This is a genomic window from Apibacter sp. HY039 (assembly GCF_004023655.1).
GTDB lineage: Bacteria > Bacteroidota > Bacteroidia > Flavobacteriales > Weeksellaceae > Apibacter > Apibacter raozihei.
Genome location: NZ_SAYM01000006.1, coordinates 144,154 through 165,650, shown reverse-complemented (window position 1 = coordinate 165,650; position 21,497 = coordinate 144,154). Strand labels below are relative to the sequence as shown.

14 protein-coding genes, 3 tRNA genes and 1 riboswitch are annotated in these 21,497 nt (G+C 31.3%); of the genes, 4 read left to right on the top strand and 13 right to left on the bottom strand.

The features are described from left to right. Window positions 1-131: 131 nt before the first annotated feature. The gene (locus EQ921_RS12210; protein ID WP_128331853.1) at window positions 132-2,543 is read right to left on the bottom strand and encodes a TonB-dependent receptor; all 2,412 of its coding nucleotides are present in this window, start codon (window positions 2,541-2,543) and stop codon (window positions 132-134) included. A 306-nt stretch (window positions 2,544-2,849) separates the two neighbouring features. Between EQ921_RS12210 and EQ921_RS12205 the strand changes: the two genes are divergently transcribed. Then, complete coding sequence (locus EQ921_RS12205) at window positions 2,850-4,874, top strand: ComEC/Rec2 family competence protein (protein WP_128331852.1); 2,025 nt, start codon at window positions 2,850-2,852, stop codon at window positions 4,872-4,874. Here EQ921_RS12205 and EQ921_RS12200 read toward each other — a convergent pair. The 7 genes from EQ921_RS12200 to EQ921_RS12170 form a co-directional block, all read right to left on the bottom strand. Next, entirely contained in the window at window positions 4,871-5,359 is a 489-nt protein-coding gene (locus EQ921_RS12200) for a DUF255 domain-containing protein (RefSeq protein WP_128331851.1), read from the bottom strand. The genes EQ921_RS12205 and EQ921_RS12200 overlap by 4 nt on opposite strands. A gap of 93 nt (window positions 5,360-5,452) precedes the next feature. Then, the gene (locus EQ921_RS12195; RefSeq protein ID WP_128331850.1) at window positions 5,453-7,582 is read right to left on the bottom strand and encodes a TonB-dependent receptor; all 2,130 of its coding nucleotides are present in this window, start codon (window positions 7,580-7,582) and stop codon (window positions 5,453-5,455) included. 77 nt (window positions 7,583-7,659) lie between these two features. Beyond that, a riboswitch (TPP riboswitch) is annotated at window positions 7,660-7,753 on the bottom strand. Window positions 7,754-7,764: 11 nt separating this feature from the next. Then, on the bottom strand, window positions 7,765-8,484 hold the full coding sequence (locus tag EQ921_RS12190; protein WP_128331849.1) for a C40 family peptidase: 720 nt from the start codon (window positions 8,482-8,484) through the stop codon (window positions 7,765-7,767). Between the two features lie 230 nt (window positions 8,485-8,714). Beyond that, the gene (locus EQ921_RS12185) at window positions 8,715-9,098 is read right to left on the bottom strand and encodes a DUF3276 family protein (protein ID WP_128149872.1); all 384 of its coding nucleotides are present in this window, start codon (window positions 9,096-9,098) and stop codon (window positions 8,715-8,717) included. A 119-nt stretch (window positions 9,099-9,217) separates the two neighbouring features. After that, window positions 9,218-10,975, bottom strand: a complete 1,758-nt coding sequence (locus EQ921_RS12180) for an ABC transporter ATP-binding protein (RefSeq protein WP_128331848.1) — start codon at window positions 10,973-10,975, stop codon at window positions 9,218-9,220. 107 nt (window positions 10,976-11,082) lie between these two features. Then, window positions 11,083-12,087: an aspartate-semialdehyde dehydrogenase gene (locus tag EQ921_RS12175; protein ID WP_128331847.1), complete on the bottom strand. Its 1,005-nt coding sequence runs from the start codon at window positions 12,085-12,087 to the stop codon at window positions 11,083-11,085. 32 nt (window positions 12,088-12,119) lie between these two features. Then, on the bottom strand, window positions 12,120-12,551 hold the full coding sequence (locus EQ921_RS12170; protein WP_128331846.1) for a hypothetical protein: 432 nt from the start codon (window positions 12,549-12,551) through the stop codon (window positions 12,120-12,122). A 436-nt stretch (window positions 12,552-12,987) separates the two neighbouring features. Here EQ921_RS12170 and EQ921_RS12165 point away from each other — a divergent pair, with 436 nt between their 5' ends. Continuing rightward, window positions 12,988-14,778 carry a hypothetical protein gene (locus EQ921_RS12165; RefSeq protein ID WP_128331845.1) on the top strand — a complete coding sequence of 597 codons (1,791 nt, stop codon included), beginning with the start codon at window positions 12,988-12,990 and terminating at the stop codon, window positions 14,776-14,778. A 441-nt stretch (window positions 14,779-15,219) separates the two neighbouring features. On the opposite strand, the gene EQ921_RS12160 is transcribed toward EQ921_RS12165, so the two are convergent. The 5 genes from EQ921_RS12160 to EQ921_RS12140 all read right to left on the bottom strand — a co-directional run bounded on the left by EQ921_RS12160 (window position 15,220) and on the right by EQ921_RS12140 (window position 17,160). Further along, a tRNA-Glu gene (locus tag EQ921_RS12160) sits at window positions 15,220-15,291 on the bottom strand. A gap of 11 nt (window positions 15,292-15,302) precedes the next feature. Beyond that, a complete protein-coding gene (rpsT, locus tag EQ921_RS12155) occupies window positions 15,303-15,557 on the bottom strand; it encodes a 30S ribosomal protein S20 (protein WP_128149862.1) in 255 nt (84 codons plus the stop codon). A gap of 92 nt (window positions 15,558-15,649) precedes the next feature. Then, window positions 15,650-15,720 (bottom strand) — tRNA-Gln (locus EQ921_RS12150). A gap of 43 nt (window positions 15,721-15,763) precedes the next feature. Next, window positions 15,764-15,838: transfer RNA gene (locus tag EQ921_RS12145), tRNA-Val, on the bottom strand. A 98-nt stretch (window positions 15,839-15,936) separates the two neighbouring features. Beyond that, window positions 15,937-17,160: a folylpolyglutamate synthase/dihydrofolate synthase family protein gene (locus tag EQ921_RS12140; RefSeq protein ID WP_128331844.1), complete on the bottom strand. Its 1,224-nt coding sequence runs from the start codon at window positions 17,158-17,160 to the stop codon at window positions 15,937-15,939. A 180-nt stretch (window positions 17,161-17,340) separates the two neighbouring features. On the opposite strand from EQ921_RS12140, the gene nhaA reads away from it, so the two are divergent. Both nhaA and EQ921_RS12130 read left to right on the top strand, forming a co-directional pair. Next, window positions 17,341-18,531, top strand: coding sequence for a Na+/H+ antiporter NhaA (nhaA, locus tag EQ921_RS12135; protein WP_128331843.1), 1,191 nt, complete (start codon window positions 17,341-17,343; stop codon window positions 18,529-18,531). Between the two features lie 46 nt (window positions 18,532-18,577). Next, window positions 18,578-21,493 (top strand): insulinase family protein, encoded by a 2,916-nt coding sequence (locus EQ921_RS12130; RefSeq protein ID WP_128331842.1) that lies wholly within the window; start codon window positions 18,578-18,580, stop codon window positions 21,491-21,493. The last annotated feature ends 4 nt before the right edge of the window (window positions 21,494-21,497 follow it).

The following is a 21,497-nucleotide window of genomic DNA, read 5'->3' as shown; positions in this document are numbered from 1 at the left end:
TATTGCGTAAAGATATAAATAAAAACCGATTAAGTATAATCGGTTTTCTTGACAATTGAAATTTTAATATCTATTATACAAAAAAAGCACTCTTAAAAAGAGTGCTTTTCTATATATAATTTTTAAATGTTTTAGAAATTATAAGTAATACCTGCGTTCCAGGTTCTTCCGTTGCCAAAATAAACCCGGTTGTTTACGTTGATACCTTTAAAGGTGTCGACTCCACTAACCGCTTGTAGATTATCCTTAGAGTAGGTCATAAATACATCATTTAATGCATTGTTAACGTTTACTCTGAATCTTAGATTACTTGAGTTAAAATAAATGCTGTAACTAGCACCTAAATCCAACGTAAAATATTTAGGTAATTCTATCAATTCAATTTTTTCATTAGCTTTAATATAAGCAACATCAAAATCAGAATATAATTTTTCATAACGGTTCAGGTCTGCATCGAAAGAAAAGCCTTTAAATGGTTTATAGATTACTCCGACTCCGTAACTGAATTGAGGAGCGTTAGGTGTCTTAACACCATCAAGTAGTATATCTTTTTCAGCGATAATAGTTGATAAATTGTCTGCATCGTAAGTTGTAGAGTGGGCATTACCGCTATATTCCCATTTACCTATGGATAAATGTCCTTTAAAATTTAATTGTCTAAAAGGTTTAGCTGTAAAGTCAACTTCAATTCCCTGGTGCAATTCATCAATACCTGTTCTGTTTTCTATAGTATTTGCAGTTTGATTAGAAATTGTTTCTACTCTGTTATTCCAGGCAGTTCTATATGCATTAATGTTAATATCTATAAATGAATAGCGTATTTGGTATCCAACTTCCACACCAACTATTTCTTCATTTTTTGCAAGTGGATTTACATCATTTTTATAATTTAAAAATAAATTATCTTGAAATGGTTGTCTGGAGTAGTATCCACCGTTTCCAAAAATATTATGGTGTTTATTAATTTTAAAGTTTATCCCTCCTTTTACATTGTAACCGGTATTACTTACTGTTCTTGATTTTTGATCTCCTGGAACATAATTAAAACGGTCTTTTCTGGAATGAGATTGTTCAGATACAGAACCTTGGATAAAAGCTGATATGAAATTATTAGAATACTCTAATTGTCCAAACCCACCAATATATTGAATAGTTTCATCGTAATCATAACCGATTCTTTGGCCTTTGCTTACATTTTGAAATAATGCGCTCCAAGGGTTTATACTGTAAGATTTGGTTATTATATTGCTTCCCCCATTATTAACATTAGGCGTTTTGTCATCAATACCCTCAAGACCTAGAAAATTGTAGGCTTTTCTAAAGTGTGTACCCGTATAAGTTCTTCCGTCTACCCCTACATTAAATTGTAAATTTTTGGAAATTTTATGATTGAAATTAGATACTAATCCATACCATTGATGGTTGTTTACAGATGTTCTAAGTATGTAGTTCGATTTACTTGATCCAATCCCATCAATGTTATTTGATTGATTGTAATCAACTACCGCATCCCAGTTGATTTGTCCTGTTGTGCTATTTCTGTAATCTAATATACTTTTAGTACTTCCGAATCCTCCGGTACCACCACCTCTTCCCCAGGAAGCGTATAAAACGGTAGACAAGCTGCTTTTTTCACTTATTTGCCAGTCCCAGTTTAAGTTGGCTACAGGCTTGTGGTAATAGTTAGTTCTTTCGGAAAGTTGTTGTCCGTCTAGCCAACCCTCATTTACATTATATTTATATCCGTATTTTTTGTAATCTTTTATTGTAGTAAAATAATTTTGATCATGTTTTTGAGGAGCACCATAAATCATAAAGTTAATATTATGATTTTGATTAGGTTTGTACCCGATAGAAAAGAAGTAAATTTGACCTTCACCTTTGGTGCCACGGTTATAACCGTCTCCTCTCCATGTGGAGGTTAAGAATGAAACTCCCCATTTTCCCTGAAGTCCGCTATTGTATTCATAAGTAGCTTTCCAGTAACCGTCATTACCGGCAAGAAAACGAGCGCTTGAACCTGCTTTTTTTTCAGTTGCATTGGTTACAATGTTTACGGTTCCACCTACAGATGAAATAGCTAGTTTAGAAGAACCCAGACCTCTTTGTATTTGTACGGTATTTGCAATATCGGTTAACCCTGACCAATTAGACCAGTAAATTTTACCGTCTTCCATTCCGTTTACCGGTTGTCCGTTAATTAAAAATGCGGTGTTGGACTGGTCAAATCCACGTACGGTCATACTAGATTCACCATATCCTCCAGATTCACTTCCAACAAAGACAGAAGGAGTGTTTTTCATAATTGCAGGAAATTCCTGATTTCCTGATTTGTCTTTAATTTCTTGTTTTTTTATGATAGATACAGCAACAGGGGTTTCTCTGTCTTTTGCAACGTCTATCACTCCTCTTCCAACGATTACGATGTCGTTTAGGATTTTGTCATTATTCAAAGAGTCTGATTCCACATTTTGAGAGTAAGCGGGAATCGAAAAGATTGCGGCCAGTACAACTGTGCCTAATACCCTTGTTTTAAGGTTCATACAAAATAATTTAATATTAGTTAAGTTGATTTGTTTATGTATGGCAAAAATAATAGTATTAATTAAATTTTAACAAATTAAGTTAAAAAATTAATAAAATCTTAATGTCGCTAAAAAAAAGTATAAAATATAGTTTTATTTTATTTAAAAAGGCTAAATTAGTATGATATTTTTACTTTTTTATCTATTCTTTTAATCAATAGCTTGTATTTTTAGTTTAATTAAGTGAGTTAAAATCAGAGATATAATATATTAGGTATTTTACAAAGAGAAAATTTTATTTTTTTTTAACAATTTTTATTTAGAATGTTAAATATTGGGAAGCATCCATATTCTTTTTTCTTGTTTTTTTTAATTGTAGGAATTTTTTTAGGTAAATATTTGGATTTATCTTATAAGCTCTGTTGTTTTTTACTTATTAGTACATTAATTATTTTATTCTTCATACTGAAACAGATAAAGTTTAAAATCATATTTTCTTTATTAATTTTATTTAGCTGGTTTACATTAGGAGTTTTAGTATTAAAAATAAATTCATTTGTTCCAAACAACCATTATGTAAACTTTATAAATGAAAAAGAATTGCAATGCCTTACTGTAATTGTTGAAGAACAAAATAATTCATCTGAAAAATTTAGAAAGTATACAGCAGAGGTCCAATCAATTTCAAGTAATAATAAAAAAATAGTTACTGAGGGTAAAGTGCTATTATTATTGGATAAAGCTTTATATAAATCTGTACTGACTTTGGGGGATGAGTATGTGTTGACAGCGAAATTAAAAGATCCGCAAGGCTCTTTAAATCCACATCAGTTCGATTATAAAAAATATTTAGAACGTAATTATATTTTAAAAACAGCCAATGTTAAAAAAATAGTAGATAATAAGCCTCATAATTCCATCCTGATTAAAATTAAAAATTTTAATCAGCAAATGGTGAAAAAAATAGAAGAATCAACATTGAGTTTAGATTCAAAAGAGTTCTTAAAAGCTTTTTTACTTGGAGACCGGGCGGATATGAAAAAACAGAACATTGATGCTTATTCCAAATCTGGTGTAATGCATTTAATAGCTATTTCGGGTATGCATGTTGCCTTTATATTTGGAATGATTTACAGTTTGCTGTCATTTTTGTTTAAAGGAAAGCATAGCAAATTACGAATTTTATCTTGTTTAGTGTTTGTCTGGCTATTTGGAATATTTGTTGGATTATCATCTTCTGTTTTTAGGTCGTGCCTAATGATCTCAATATATTATTGCTTTGTATTAGGTAAGAGATCTGCTAATATCTACCATAGTCTTTCTTTATCAGCTATAATTATTCTTTTATATAATCCTAATGAATTGTACTCCATCGGTTTCCAGTTGAGTTACATAGCTGTATTTTTTATGTCTTGGCTTTCTCCTATATTGGTAAATAGATGTAAGACTAAAAATAATAAAATAAACACCTATTTTATAGAGCCTATAGCAATATCCGTATCAGCTCAGCTGGGGACATTTCCATTTGTTATTTATCATTTTCATCAGTTTTCGATACTATCTATACCTACAAACATTCTAATTATTCCTTATAGCTTTATTATTACTTATTCCTCAATATTAGAATTGTTGATTATGTATTTTCCTACGTATATTCAATCGTACTTTTCTCATATTTATAATTTTTTAGTAGAAGTGCTCGTAGTGTTTACGCATAGTGTTTCATCTGTGGAATCTTGTAATCTTTCAAATGTATCTATTGGTTCATTAGAGTTATTTTTATTGTTTTGTGCCGTATTATACTTAAGGTATATATTCATCAATCTAAAAATGAAATTTTTTTTGTACCTATTACTAATACTTTCTTTTTTACAGATATTACGATTAATCGATCACTATCAATTTTCTGATCGTAAAGAAATTGTGGTATTTAACAATTATTTACCTTTGATAGGTTTGAGGGAAGGAGAGCAGCTTGTAGTATTTAAAAATGAAGAAGAGGATCTGAAAAAAATTAATTCATTTATATTGCAACCTTATATGACCGGAGAAAAAATCAAAAAAATTTATATATATAATTATTTAAAAAATAAAAAGATTCAGTGGAACTCTAAAACGATAATGGTATCTGATAATTTTAATTTGAAAAAAGCAAATGAAAAATCGGTTGATTATTTAATACTTACCGAAAATTTAATTACTAAAAATGCAGTTTTTTATAATCATTTTAAAAAAATAATTGTTGTAAATTATAAGTATGCCCATGATAATTCAAATGAAAATATGAATAATACAAAGATATGGAAAGTGAAAAATCAAGGATATTTTAAAGAAATATTTAAAGACTAAATTTTATCAATTATTTCTTTTTTTACATTTTTTACTGTTTCCAGAAAATCATCAGCCTGATAAAATCCGGTAATAACAAATACAGTTTCTCCACGGGCATTGATTAGTGCTATAGAAGGATAGCTTACTTCTCCTCCTAAAGTAAAATATGCTAGAGCCTGAATTCCACCACCTCTTCCATTAGATACCCATTGATAACTTTTTCCTTTAAATGTGACATTCTCCTTAGATTCAGCATTAAATTTCACAGGAATGAAATTTTCATTAATGTAATCAGCTACTTTTTGATCATGAAAAGTATAACGATCCATTAGTTTACACGGACCGCACCATTCAGTATAAATATCTACAAGAATAAGTCTCTGATCTCCCTTTTGTTGAATACTGTCTGCCTGTTGTATAGATTTCCATTGTATTAAATCATTTTCCTGAGAAAAAAGATGTATAGATACCATGAATAGTATATAGCATATAATATTTTTCATAACTGACTATTTGATGCAAAATTAGCTATTTAAGCTAACATAATCAATCAATTTAAAATTTTTAACAAAAGATGCGGTACAAAATAATTTTGATCATATTTTAATGCTAATACCCGTCAGAAAATTAAAACCACTTTGTGGATAATAATAAGGGGTATCATCATAATAATAGCCATTATTTTCGTATAAATTATTAAAAATATTATTAAGCAGAAGTTTTATACTGAAATTATTGACTTTTAAAAATTTAGGAGAATATTCAAAAATAAAATCAGAAGTAAAATATCCTTCCAATTTACCATTTCTAGGCTCTTCATTGGTAAGAAACTGGCTGCTTACATATTGATTGGCCCAGTGTATGGTAAAGTTTTCTAATGCTTTCCAGTCAATAATAAAATTCCCAATATAGTTGGGTGAAAAAGCAATATCCGTATTTCCTAGGTTAATTATAGTTCCTTCGGTTTCTTTTTTAAAATTTATATTTTTATTGATGCTCCAGGTTGAATTTGCATTCATACTTATTGCTGGAGATAATTGATATCCTGCAGAAAGTTCAATTCCGGTTCGAAAACTTTTACCACTATTTTCTCGGATAAATGTACCTACGTCATTAATTTTACCACTAAGAACTAATTGATCTATATAATACATACCGTACCAATTCGCTGAATACGAAAATGAGTTTAAATTTTGTTTAATTCCTAATTCTATATTATGTAAAAGTTCTGGTTTAACGTGAGTATTGTTTAAAATATCGTTTCTGCTGGGTTCTCTTTGTGCAAGACCATAGGTTAAATACAAATTTCCGTTATTAAAATCATAAGAAGTTCCAATTTTTGGATTTATAAAATTATAATTTTCACTGAAACTTAAAGGCCCTCCGTTTTTATAAATACTTTCACCACCAGGAGCATCATGTCCGTTATAATGGATGTTTCGATATTGAATATCACCAAATAATTCCAAAGATTTAGTAATTTTATAAATAGATTTTACAAATCCGGAAATTTCTTTCTTTTTGGCCTTGTTTCTATAGTACTCATGATCTTTTTGACTATTAGAAAAATATTCGGCCCAGATAACATTACCAAAATGATCTCCATCATAAATATTTGCCCCAAGACCTATTTCAATTTTCCATTTTTCGAATGAAGCAGAGAGGTGGTTAGTCGTTCCGTAAAAAACATTATCTAACCACTGCCTTCTGATCAAGTCAGAAGAAGTTATCGTTTCATTCCCGATAACTATAGGGGTAATTTTGTAATTAATTAATTTTGAGTTTTGCTTATATTCTTCATAATATCCTTCTCCCTTAGTAACAAATAAGGTAGAACTTAATTTCCAATAAATATTCAATTGTTGTTCAAAATATAAATGATAATGCTCTTGTTTATAATTATCAGTTTCGTTGTTGTAATATCGCTTAATATTGCCGTTTTCATCATAAATTGCCCCGCTGCTGTTAAAAGTCCTTCGTTCGGTCATTTGAATTTTATCGACCCCATTCCATGCTTGATATGACTTTTGTTTTCCTCCGAAAAGCATGATACCTATTTTTGTGTTATTTTTTTCATAAACACCATGAGTATAATATGAAAATAAATCGGAAAAAGCTCGATCTACATATCCGTCAGATTTAATAAATGATACTCTACTGTCAATTTTTATTTTGTCATTCCATAGATTACCCGTTCCTGCTGCAAAAGTATGCTTATGAGTTTTGAAAGAACCTATAGACTGATCTGTCTGGAAATATGCGGTAGATGAGGGTGATTGAGTTTTTACATTGATGCTGGCACCAAATGAACCGGTTCCTTCAGTTGAAGTACCTACTCCTCGTTGTATTGTCAGGTTTGAAACTGAAGAAGCTAAATCGGGCATATTAATCCAAAAAGGACCTTGCGATTCAGCATCATTGACAGGTACGCCATTTAAAGTTACATTAATGCGGGTTTGATCACTGCCTCTGATTCTCATTCCCGTATATCCAACACTATTACCTGCATCTGAAGAAGATACTACGGATAAATTGTTTTTTAATAAAGAAGGAATGTCCTGACCTAAATTTTTGCTTTCAAGTTGTTTTTTACCTATACGTTCTCTACTTATAGGAGCTTTAGCAGTAACTACAATATTTTCGAGCTGTATTGAATCTTTTTTTACCTGAGCGTTCACGTAGCAGCCTGTCAAAATGCTAATAAAAATAAAATCCCTTTTTTTCATATTATTAATTTTAATAATAAAAAAGGGGGTGTTTTATATAGGATTAAATAAATAAAGGCTTCAATTTTTTGAAACCTCAATCTAATTCTAAGATTTCCCTTGGCAACATTACTTGCCCAGGTTCTTAGGGTATAATCTCAGCCGTTAGTAACAGCACCCCTTTTTATATTTTGTATACTTAATTAAAAAGTAGCTTTAACAAATCTTATATCGTCTTGTTGTGCTTCAGTATTAATTTGGTTTTCCTCAATTTCTTTTAACACTCTTTTTCCTGCTCTGAATCTTTTTTTCCAGTAAGCCATGTCCAGAGATGAAATTGTTACTCCTTGTGAAGATGAAGCATGAATGAAAAATATTTCACCGCTTGGGCTAACGCTTTCTACAATTCCAACGTGAGAAACTCTGCTTTTAGGTGTATGCGCAAAAAATATTAAATCTCCTTTTTTCAGCTCCTCTTTCGCTATCCATGTTCCTTGTTGCGATTGCATAGCCGATGTTCTTGGTAATGAGATATCGAAAGCATCGAAAACATGTTGAACAAATGAAGAACAGTCAATACCGTTTCTGGTTGTTCCTCCATAACGGTAAGGAGTACCCAGATAAGTTTTAGCTTCTGTAATTAAATTATATGCTTCTTTAGTAAAAGACTTTTCGGCATAAATATTGATATTTTCTATTAGAGAATTGTCACTAACCAGAGAATTGTCTGAAATTAATGCTTTTTCATCTACTTTAGCAACATTAGGCCCTTTAGCTCTAGAACCAAAATTATGAACTAATAAAAATTCATTGGTGGAAGGGTATTTATAAGAATTGTTGCTCACAACATAATTGGAAACACAAGAAGTTGTTGTTGCTGATACGATGAATAAAACAGTGAATAATTTGAATACAGACCTCATATTGGGATGAAATATTTTTTTAGCAGACCAAAAGTACTAATACACACACCAATAAGAAGACTAATTTAACTTTTTTTAGATATATTTAACACACTCCGTATAAGTGTTAAATAAAAGTTAATAAATTTTATGTGATATTTATTGTTATAGGAGTATCTTCTTTAAGATAAAACAGGCCTGATATAGTTTATTCAGGCCTGTTATTTTTTTATTATAATTTGTGATAATTATTAAATGTCTTCAAAATCTACGTTCGTGTAGTTGGAAATATTGGCAGGGTTAGGAGTAGTTTTGTTTTCATCTGCCTGAAGATGAAAGTCATCGCGATGTCTTTCAGAAATAACTTTTTCTCCTGTTTCTTTTATGATGAATGAAGTGGTTTCTTCTAGTATATCTTTAAAATTTTTAAAATCTTCTTTGTAAAGATAGATTTTAAATTTTTTGAATCCCATAGATCCTTCTTCAGATACATTTTTTTTACTTTCAGTAATTGTTAAATAATAATCTCCAGCTTTAGTTTCTCTTACATCAAAAAAATAAGTTCTTTTACCAGCTCTTAACACTTTAGAGAAAATTTCATTTTCTTTCTTCTCTACATTTTCTAAATCATTCATCATATTTAATTTTAGTTTCTATTTACTTGATATAGGTATCAAAAAAATAAATTATTTATCTTTTGCTTATTTGAACGGGACAAAAGTATAAAAATACTCGTATACACACAATTGTTTTTTTATGATTGTTGCTCGGTGATTTGTTTTTTATATAAATCTGAATATAAGCCTTGTAAATCCATTAATTCCCTATGAGAACCTGTTTCAGCAATTCTCCCTTTTTCCAGAATTATAATACGGTTTGCATTTTTAGCCGAAGACACCCGGTGAGTTATAATTATAGTGGTTTTAACATCCATATCATTCTCAATATTAGATAATATTTTTTCCTCTGTTTCTGTATCTACAGCAGAAAGGCTGTCATCGAATAAGAAAATTGTAGGATCTTTAATTAAAGCTCGGGCTATGGAAATACGTTGTTTTTGACCACCGGATAAAGTAACTCCTCTTTCACCGATTTCAGTTTGATATTTATCTTTAAATTCAATAATATTGGAATCGATTTCTGCCTGTCTGGCATACTTTTCTACTTTTTCTAAAGTGGGATTTTCTATACCGTATGCTATATTATTATATATAGTGTCTGAAAAAAGAAAATTTTCCTGAGGCACATATCCTGTTTTTTCTCGTATTAATTCAAGATTGTGTTTATTTAAAGGTATTTGATCTATATATATAGTACCAGAGTCTGGTTCAATGAGACGCTCTAATAATAAGGTGATAGTAGATTTACCAGAGCCGGTCTTACCCATAAAAATAACTGTTTCTCCGGCTTTTATTTCGAATGATATAGAGTTTAGTGCTTTTATGCCTGTGTTAGGGTATGTATAGCTTACATTTTCAAATTTTATGTTTCCTGTAATAGGGTATATATTATAATTATTGTTAATAATATCTTCTTTAACATCTAAAAATTCATTGATTCGTTCCATAGACGCCTCAGCTCTCCTTGTCATAGAGGTAACCCATCCTAAGGCTGTAAATGGCCATATAAGTATGTTTAGGTAAAGAAAAAAGTCTGTTATGGTTCCTACATCAATTTTGCCGCTAATATAACGTTGCCCACCTATATAAAGTATAAAGAGATTACTTAATCCTATGATAAGAAGCATGAGTGGAGAAAAAAATGCTTCTGTTGATGCTAGCGATAATGATTTTTCTCTATATTCATTGGAGCGGGAAATATATTTTGAAATTACATTATTTTCCTGAGTGAAAGATTTAATAACTCGTATACCCGAAAATGAATCCTGCACAAATGAAGAAAGATTTGACTGTTTTTCCTGAACGATTTTAGTCTTTTTATTGATAATTGTGCTTTGACGGTAAATAAAATAAGAAAGAAAAGGAAGAGGTAGAAGAGCATACAATGTCATTATAGGATCTGATAGAAGCATATAAAATAACACAATGATCAGCATGATCACCAAATTAATGCTGTACATAATTCCGGGACCTAAATATTGCCGTACGTTTACCACGTCTTCACTGATCCGGTTCATTAAATCTCCTACTTTTGATTTTTTCAGGAAAGTGAAAGACAAAATCTGATAATGTTTATAAATATTGTTTTTTAGTTCAAATTCAATTTTTCGTGAAGTTACAATGATAGTTTGCCTCATATAAAACTTCATGATTCCAGATAGAATAGGAGCTAATACAATAATACCACCATAAATTAATAATTGTTTGTACAATGCATTTTCATCAGCAATTTTTGTGTTTTTGAGGGTTTCAGCAATTATATTAATGGCTTTGCCTACAAATTTTACAGGGTAAATTGTCAGGAAATTAGCAAGAGTAATAAAAACAATTCCTAAGAAGAGTAATCTTTTATGTTTATAAAAATAAGGATTTAAAGTCTTTAAAGCACTCATATTTGCAAAGGTACAAAAGAAAGAGTTGGTAGTAAAAAATAAAGTGTAACTATATTTTTCTAAGTACAGTTACACTTTATAGGGTTATTAATTTTCCGTCAGGAGTATTATTTTTCTTGTTTAACCAGATATTCAGCAATTTGAACGGCATTTAGTGCCGCACCTTTTCTGATTTGGTCACTTACATTCCAAAATGTAATTCCCTTCGGATTCGTTAAATCTTTTCTTATTCTTCCCACAAAAACTTCATCTTTACCTGACAAAAATAAAGGCATTGGATATTTCTTGTCATTGGGTTGATCTTCCAGAATTACTCCGTCAAAGTTTTCAAATGCCTGTCGAACCTGGTCTACACTAAGTTCGTCTTCAGTTTCTACCCATATGCTCTCTGAGTGTGCTCTTAATACAGGAACCCGTACACAAGTTGCTGAAACTTCAATGTCTGAATGCATAATTTTACGGGTTTCATTAAACATTTTCATTTCTTCTTTTGTATAACCGTTTTCAGTGAAAACATCTACCTGAGGAATTAGATTTAACGCTAACTGATAAGCAAATTTTTCAGAGATTATCTCTTTATTTTCTGCGGCATCTTTCAATTGTTGAATTAATTCGTCCATAGCTGCTGCACCTGCTCCGGAAGCAGATTGATAAGTAGAAACATGTACTTTCTTGATATGAGAAAGTTGTTCAATAGGTTTCAGAGAAACTACCATTTGTATGGTGGTACAATTAGGGTTAGCTATAATGTTTCTCGGAGCATTTAACGCATCCTCTGCATTTACTTCCGGCACTACTAACGGAACATCATTATCCATGCGAAAAGCTGAAGAATTATCAATCATAATAGCTCCATGCTTAGTAATAGTTTCTGCATATTCGATTGAGGTTCCTCCACCAGCTGAAACTAGTGCTATATCAATATCTTTGAAGTCATCGTTATGTTGAAGTTCCTTGACCTTGTACTCCTTACCTTTAAAAGTATACACTTGACCAGCACTTCTTTTTGAACCGAAAAGTGCTAATTCTGATAAAGGAAAATTTCTTTGGTCTAATACTTTGAGAAGTTCTTGCCCTACGGCACCACTTACTCCAACAATTGCGATTTTCATTAATTTATTATTTTTATAGATTTGAGTTAAAATTAAGGTAGTAAAGTACTCCAGAAAACCCTGGGTATCATACTTATGACTAGTGCTAAAGATAAAGCCATAACTATAAGCATCCAAACTTTAATGTTCTGAACTTTTTTTAGTTTACTGTTAAAAATAGTAATCAGTATGGCTACTATAACCATACTGGTAGGATGTTCCACATAATTTCTTCTCATTACTGCATTCGGCATAATTTCTTTAAAGCTTATTTGAGACATACTAAAATATGTAATCAGTAAAGCGATACCAATCAATACCTGTATATGAGTAAGAATTAAAGTGATTAAGGAAATTTTTCTTACCTGAACTGAAAGTGTACGTTTCTGAAGAAAATAGATAAAAGAAACTACAGTTAATAATAAGACAAATATTAATACAGCCATACCTGTATAATGGTGAATATTCTTTAAAATTAAATACATAAAAAGGTTTATTTTACTTTGCGCTAACAAAAATAGTAAACCTTTACAATATATAGTTAACTTTTATATTTTTTCTTGCAATATAAATGTATCTTTTTACACCTGATCTAAAATATACTGTGTAATTAATTTTAAGTTGAGCTGATTGGCTATAAAAAAATCAGATTTCATATAAGATTATGAAACTTATTTTTTTATAAATAAAGTTTTAGACAAAGGTGATTTTCGTTAATTGAAGATTAATTTTAACTAATCTTTTATTTAGATGAGTAGAATTGTGTAGCCTTTAAGATCATTATAATTCTCACTGTGTATATATGTGTATCAATATTCAGTTCTTGTTATCTACAAAAAGAAGATATTTGGAAATTCATAAACTAGCTTAACGTTTTAAAAAAACAAAGAAAAAAGATCATTAAATATATTTACTTAAACTATGAAAAAATTTATTTTATTGTGCTCAATTATGTTTGCTCATTTGGCACCTGCTCAGGTTGGTATTGGCAATGATACTCCTGATCAAAAATCAATGTTAGACATTGTTTCTCCAAACAATGACAAAGGAATATTAATTCCGAGAATTACAGAAGCTCAGCGAGATGCAATAAGTGTCGAAAATGCTCAAAATGGCTTAATGGTTTACAATACTACTGAGGATTGTTTTAACTATTGGAATCTAATAGAGTCAGTTTGGAGCAGTATATGTGGAAAAGCAGGTAAAGCTGTTTTTACATTAGATTGTAGTTCGGTTTCTGTTAACGGTACTTATTTAAATAATGTAGCTTTGACCTCTGATAACAAACTTTTAGTTACTGTAAACGTAACCAAAGCAGGCTCATATACTATAAGTGCATCTTCTACGCCTGATAATAAGTATTTTTTTACTAAGTCAGGAGATTTTCTTTCAACAGGGAAATATACGATAGAAATACCGGGATATGGTACCCCGGAAAATTTCACTGCTGATGGCGGTACAGGAGATTTGTTTAGTTTAAAATTAAATGGTGTAGCTAGTACTCCTGCTTGTACCTTTAATGTTAAAGTTCAGGACTCTTCTGTTAAACCTGAATTTAGAATGGATTGCGGTACAGCTGTTGTAAAAGGTACCTATCAAAAAGATAAACAGTTGGATAATACTAATTATATAGAAGTTACTATTCGTTTTGATGCTTCCGTTAATGGAGCTCCACTGCGTATCCGTACCAATGAGGTAGATGGAATAAGTTTCGATTCTGGAGATTTAAAATTAGATAGTGCTGGTCAAGCTACTGGATGGGTATACCAGAAAGTTACCTTGTACGGTTCTGGAGCACCTATAAGCTTTGATCCCAAATTGATGACTATAACCTCAAATAGCTCTTCATCTACAACTACCTGCTCAGTAAAAGTAGTAGTAGGATTTCCTAAACTTAAATTATATGGAACAGGTGTAAATGCTTATAATGTATCAGGTTCTGCTCAGCTAGGATTAATGATTAATTCACAGCGTAATTTTGGAATGCTTGACAACAGTGTAATTAAATTTCAAGGATGGACTTCAATTGTGAGTGGAGGAGCATCAGCCTCCTCACCAAGTGCAGCTCAATTGACTACTGATTTACTGGGAACGAATCCTCCAGATATAGTTGTTTTCGGTTATCCATATACAGTAGGTAGAGCCGCGGGAGAAGTGATTAAAAGCTATTTGGAAAAAGGAGGTGTTGTGTTGTGTTATATGGAAGGTTTAACAGATACCCAAAATTTTCTAAGAGGAATCTTTGGCGAATCTGTAAGTGCAGGATATAGTGGTTCAGCGGGTTCAGTATATAAATACAGAGAAGTAGAAGATCCTGTATTAAACGGCCCTTTTGGAGATCTTAGAGGACAATCTTGGGGAGAAGATGCTTCTTCAACACAGGGTGTTACAGGATTAGATTCTGATTTTGTTATTTACTCTATGGATAATACTGGAGTTGTAACTTCTTTTAGATCTAAAAAATATAACTTTATTTTTGCAGGTGACGGAGGATTTAATTCATCTTTATCATCATCTAACAGTACTTCAGCAACATCATATCCATTTTGGACAAGTTTATCACCAGACTATATACCAGTAACCAAATCTGGGTATGGTAATTCTAGTGTAGGTGGAGCAGTTAATATCATTAGCAACTCTATTTTCACTGCAAATGCATTTGCTTGGGCTATTGAAATGGCATCTCTTAATGGAATAAATTTGCACAATTAATATATTTGAATATCTATCTAATGAGAGAGCTTCCGAATTATTCGGAAGCTCTTTTTTTTGTAGGCTTATGGGTTTATTATAAGATGGGTATATAGGAATAATGTAGTAGGTATGCAAACTATATAATTAGTGCATTTTTTAAGGTAAATAGAGAGTGTATTATATATAATCTAATGATAGAAGTATTAAGAAAAATATTTGCAGGCTATAAAAGCAAGTAAACCATATAATATTTTAAAACGAAATAACGGACGATCTCTTTGTTTATAATCAATAATGTTTTAACAAGCTATAATCAGATGTCTGAGTGTTTATAGAATCTATTTTACAAATAAAATAAGGGAGAAAACAAGAGAAACAGAAGGTTTAAAATAAAGCGTAATTTTCTTTTCTGAAATTATAAAAATAAAAAAAGCATTAAACAAAAGTTTAATGCTTTAGTAGCCCGTAGGGGAGTCGAACCCCTCTTGCCAGAATGAAAATCTGGAGTACTAACCGATATACGAACGGGCCTCGATATCTTGTTACGCTAATGCGTTTACGTGCTTACTTAGTTTTGATTTTAAGTTAGAAGCTTTATTCTTATGAATAATATTTCTTTTAGCTAACTTATCAATCTGAGAAAAAACAGCGGGTAATTTTTCGCTAGCAACAGATTTATCAGTTTCAGTTCTCAACTCCTTAATAGCAGTTCGAGCAGATTTATGATAATACTTGTTACGTAATCTTTTTACGTGATTCTGTCTTACTCTTTTTAATGCTGACTTATGATTTGCCATATTATTAATTCTCTTTCTTATTTTATTTGCGGGTGCAAATGTAATACATTTTTTTGAACCAGCAAATAATTTTTCATTTATTACTTACTTAGTAGACCCACAGGGATTCGAACCCCGACAAACGGTACCAAAAACCGGTGTGCTACCGTTACACCATGGGTCTGTACCAACAAAAAAACCTTTAATAAAAAGGCTTGTGTTTGTTGTGGGCGATGCAGGGTTCGAACCTGCGACCCCCTGCTTGTAAGGCAGGTGCTCTGAACCAGCTGAGCTAATCGCCCAATTTAAAAAACAAAGATGTTTAAGAACTTATGTTGTTACTTTGTTTCGTAATTGGATTGCAAATATACGTACATTTTTTAATCTTGCAAATAATTTTTTAAAAAATTTCGGAGACTACAAAATTGCTTCCCCCTACAAAGATTATATCGTCTTTGTAAGATTCTTTAACAGCGACTTTTAGCCCTTCAGATACTGAGCTGAATTTTTTGTAATTTTCAAAATATTTTTTTATTTTTTCTTCATAGTCATCTGGTGAAAGACCTCTTTCTAATGATGGTTTGACAAAATAGTAATAAGCATCTTTTGGTAATAACGGAAAAATCGAATCAAGATCTTTACCCTGAACAAATCCGATCACTATTCTCAGATGTTGATAAGTAAGTTGTTTAAATTGTTTTGCCAGGTGCCGAAAACCATCTTCATTATGAGCCGTATCACAAACAATCATCGGGTTCTTATCCTGTAGTAATTCCCATCTTCCTCTGAAACTCATATTAGCATTAACATTTATAAATCCATTTCTAATATTTTCTTCTGATATCGTATATCCCTTTTTCCGAAGGGCGTAGACTATCCCCAAAACTGTTTTTTTGTTTTGTTCCTGATAATTGCCTTTTAAATCAGAAGCATAAGATTCTTTAATCAAATTAGCATCATAATAATCGGAACCTCGTTCTTCCGCAATTTGAAAAAGCAATTGTTTTATGTCAGTCTTAGTTTCACCTATTATAACAGGAATTTTAGGTTTAATTATGCCTGCCTTCTCCCAAGCGATTTTTTCAAGTGTATTCCCCAATAAATCGGTATGATCCATAGATATGTTGGTAATAGCAGCAACTTCCGGATTAATAATATTTGTAGAATCCAGCCTTCCGCCTAAACCTACTTCAATAACCGCTATATCAACATTTTCACGGGCAAAATAAGTAAACGCCATAGCCGTGGTAAGCTCAAAAAATGAAGGATTGAAGTTACTTGAAAAATGTGCTTTTATCTTTGTAAGAAATTGATAAACAAATTCTTGAGAGCATTCATTTCCGTCAACACGAATTCTTTCTGTAAAATTTTTCAGGTGTGGGGAAGTATAAAGACCGGTTTTATAACCTGCTTCTTTTAAGATAGAGGCTGTCATATTTGAGGTGCTTCCTTTACCGTTGGTGCCAGCAATATGAATCGATTTGAATTTATTTTGAGGATTATCCAAAATAGCGCAAAGCTTTAAAATATTTTCAAAGCCAGGTTTATATGCAGATTTTCCAACATTTTGAAAATTTGAAACCTGTGTGTATAACCACTTAAGTATATCTTCGTAATCTTCCATAAACTAATGCTATTTTAATTTATTAAAAATCAAAAATACAATAATTGTTTGTTTAATATTAAGTTAATTTTTTCTTATCCTAAAGTGAATTTGTAATCAGATTAATTTAAATTTTTAAAATGTTAACTTTGGTACCTAATTTTTTTAATAAGTATAAGTTTAAAATCAGCTCCAAACATCATGAGTAATATTAGCAAGGTATTTTTAGATTTATTTAAAAATGAGAAAACGGCCGGTATTGTATTAATAATCTGTACAGTATTTTCATTAATCATAGCTAATTCAGTATTTCAATCCTCGTATCTCGAATTTTGGGAAACTCCTTTAAGAATACAGTGGGGCGAATTTAATTTTTTAAGTCATCATGGAAAGCCTTTAACTCTTGCAGCATTTATAAATGATGCATTAATGGCTATATTTTTTCTGATGATTGGGCTTGAACTAGAGAAAGAAATATACATCGGAGAGCTTTCAAACCCTAAAAAAGCGCTTTTACCGGTTATGGGAGCACTGGGAGGAATGCTGGTTCCTGCTGGTATCTATCTATATTTCAATTACGGCACAGATACACAGTCTGGTGCGGGAATTCCTATGGCTACCGACATAGCATTTGCATTAGGTATTTTGTCTTTAGTGGGTAAAAAAGTTCCTTTAGCATTAAGGGTTTTTCTTACAGCACTTGCAGTTATTGATGATTTAGGAGCGATTATAGTTATTGCCCTTTTTTATACTCAAGATCTTTCATTGATTTCATTAAGTGCAGCCGCAGGAATTTGGCTGCTATTATTTATTTTAAATAAATTAAAAATAAAGCTTTTACTACCGTATATGGTAGGAGGAATTATAATGTGGTATTTTATGCTTAATTCCGGAGTTCATGCAACGATAACCGGGGTACTTCTTGCATTTGTTATACCCTTTGGAGATGGAGAGAAAAATAGTATTTCTAACAAGTTGCAATCAGCTCTGCATTATCCTGTAAGTTATGTTATTTTACCGGTATTTGCACTAGCCAATACAGCGGTAATTATAGAAGGTGACCTGGGCGGAATATTTGCTCAGCATTATAGCATGGGTATTTTCTTAGGATTATTTGCCGGTAAACCTCTCGGAATAGTTTTATTTGCCTTCATAGCATGTTTGTTAGGCCTTTGTAAACTACCTCATGGAATAAACTGGAAGCAAATGATTGGAGTTGGCTTTTTAGGCGGTATAGGATTTACCATGTCTATATTTATTACTTTGTTAGCTTTTGACCCTATAACACATCAGGATTATATAAACAATTCCAAATTTATGATTTTGATAACTTCGTTATGTTCAGCACTGGCAGGCTATTTATATTTGTCATTTATTTACAGGAAAAAATAGGCTGTTACTAACATATATTAAATACATGATTTTTACTTAACGGGCTATGAGGAAATTATTTCTAACCATTTTATTAACATCAATTATTATGATAACAAACTCTCAGATATACAAGACGGAAAAATATATAGACGAGAACGGATATGAATTTGAATCGGTAACAAACGATACATCCAAAACCAGAATTTATACATTAAAAAACGGGTTAAAGGTATATTTATCACAAAATAAAGATGAACCACGTATACAAACATATATTCCGGTTAGAACAGGATCTGCTAACGATCCGTCCGATAACACAGGGTTGGCACATTATCTGGAGCATATGATGTTTAAAGGAACATCCAAAATAGGTACTATTAATTGGGAAGAAGAATCACGTCTTCTCTCAGTTATAGAAGATTTGTATGAACAGCATAAAGCGGAAAAAGATTCGCAGAAAAAGAAAGAAATTTACAGAAAGATAGATGAAGTTTCTCAGGAAGCTTCTAAATATGCGATAGCTAATGAATATGATAAAATGCTGTCAGCTTTAGGGGCAAAAGGAACTAATGCCCATACTTGGCTGGATGAGACTGTATATAAAAATAATATCCCTGCAAATGAATTGGAAAGATGGCTGACAGTAGAAAGTGAACGCTTTTCCGAACTGGTTTTGAGATTATTTCATACAGAACTCGAAGCTGTATATGAAGAATTTAACAGGGCGCAGGATAATGATAGCCGGTTGGTTAATTATGAATTGATGGCAGCTCTTTTCCCCACTCATAATTATGGACAGCAAACGACAATAGGAAAGCCTGAACATCTTAAAAATCCTTCTATGAAAGCAATACATAAGTATTTCAGTACTTATTATGTACCCAATAATATGGCTGTGATTCTTGTAGGGGATTTACAATTTGATACGACAATTGTTTTAGTAGATCAGTACTTTGGCTCATTTTCATATAAAGAACTTCCGATAAAGAAAAAAGTAGAGGAGAAACCCATCACATCTGTAATAGAAAAAATAGTTAAAAGTCCTTCTGCAGATAGGCTGCAACTAGCTTTTCGCACAAAAGGAGCCGGTAGTAAAGAGGCTTTGTATGTAAAAATGATTGATATGATCTTAAATAACTCCGGTGCGGGGCTTATAGATATGAATATAAATCAGAAGCAGAAGGCTCAGGGAGCAGGTTCTTATACTATGGCATTTAATGAATATGGCATACATTCTTTATATGGGGCACCCAGAGAAGGGCAAACGCTCAAAGAACTGGAAAAATTACTTGTTGAACAGATTGACCAAATAAAAAAAGGTAAGTTTGAAGACTGGTTATTAAAAGCTGTTATAAATGATTTAAAAACTCAGAGAATCAAGCGATGGGTTTCCTCTGATGGAGTTGCTACTCAAATGTATAATACATTTATTCAGAATAGATCATGGGAATCAGTATTAGAAGAATTTAATACCTTAGATACAATAACTAAGAAAGATTTAGTAGATTTCGCTGAAAATTTCTATAGTTCCAATTATGTGGTTATTTATAAAGAAGAAGGGAATAATGAAAAATTAGTAAGAGTAGAAAATCCAAAAATTACTCCAATAAAATTAAATCGTACAGATGTCTCTGAATTTTATCAAAAGTTCTCCAATCTTACTGTAAGTGAAATAGAACCTCATTTTATTGATTTTCATAATCTGATATATAAGGAAGATCTAAAAAGTATACAGTTTAGTTCAATTAAAAATAAAAGTAATGACCTGGGGGAATTATACTATATTTTTGATTTCGGTTCCGATAATGATAAGTATCAGGCATTAGCATTAAGTTACTTAGATTATCTGGGAACAAATCAATATAATAAATCCCAGTTAGAACAAGAATTTTACAAAATAGGAATAACCTATACCTTAAGAATTCAAAATGAAAAAATTTATATAAGCTTACAAGGTCTTGAAGAAAATATACCAAAAGGTATTGAACTTCTTGAGCATTTGTTAGCAGATGCCATACCTGATAATGAAGCATATAATGACTATGTACAGACCATAATTAAAAGCAGAAAAGATTCAAAGCTCAACAAACAATCCATTTTTAATGCATTGGCACAATATGCGAGGTTTGGAAAAAATAACCGTTTACGCGATATAATTTCTGATGTGGAACTTCAGGCGATAGAACCAGAGCAACTTATGCGGTATATACATCAATTGTTATCGTATGAGCACGAGATATTTTATTATGGACCATCTGAAGATTTCATAAAACAAGCGATAACTAAATTTCATAATTTAGGTAAAAAGAGCAAGTTTCCTCAAACCTCTCCATATGTAGAACAATCTCCCGAAAGTATCATTTATTTTACTCCTTATGATATGGTGCAGACGGAAATATTATTTCAATCGAAAGGGGATAAATTTGATGTGAAAAAGCTGCCATTGGCAAAAGTATTTGGAGAGTATTTTGGAGGAGGACTTTCCTCAATAGTCTTTCAGGAAATCAGAGAAAGTCGTTCGCTCGCTTACTCTGCTTATGCAGGTTATTCTGTAGCAGCAGAAAAAGATAAAAACGATTTTATTATTTCTTATATTGGAACTCAGGCAGATAAGCTTTCTGAGGCTGTACAGGCTATGAGTCAGTTAATGGATGCCATGCCGGAAGTTGAAGAACAATTTGAAAATGCCAAAAGAGGAGCACTTAAACAAATAGCTTCTGATAGAATTACTAAAGCAAATATTTTTTGGGCCTATTTTGCTGCAAGAAAAAAAGGAATTGATTATGACGTAAGAAAAGACGTGTATAAAAGAATATCTACCTTGAAAATATCTGATTTAAGAGACTTTTTTAATAAGGAAATAAAAGGACGAAAATTTAATGTTTCATTAATTGGTAAAAAAGAAAACCTTGATTGGGAATCTGTTCAAAAATTAGGGCAAGTTAAAGAACTTAATTTGCAGGAATTATTTAATTATTAAAAAA